Origin of the sequence: Pollutimonas rozaliensis, from assembly GCF_048751585.1 — a bacterium.
GTDB lineage: Bacteria > Pseudomonadota > Gammaproteobacteria > Burkholderiales > Burkholderiaceae_B.
Genome location: NZ_JAZHOB010000292.1, coordinates 1 through 247 on the forward strand (window position 1 = coordinate 1; position 247 = coordinate 247).

Annotated in this window: 1 protein-coding gene; it reads left to right on the plus strand. The window is 49.0% G+C overall.

The window, feature by feature from the left end:
• On the plus strand, nt 1-247 hold a 247-nt coding region (locus tag V0R37_RS22955; RefSeq protein WP_420376673.1), incomplete at both ends, for a hypothetical protein.

Genomic DNA, 247 nt, shown 5'->3' on the forward strand with positions numbered 1-247 from the left:
CCGCTAATCAAGCTGGTCAAATATCACCACAGGCTGTAGCTGGAAGTTGCAGCAGCATCTTTGCTGCTGTTGATAACGACATTTCTCGGGTTGAGGCGCCAAGTGGTGTAACGTTAAGCCTTTCTACACCTAACGGTTATCTTGATTTTGACTCTCTAGGTCGCGCCGCTCAATGCGCCACCTCACTCTGTACCGTAATGATTTCCAGTGCGAATGATCAGCGCCAAGTGTGCATTAATACTGAGGG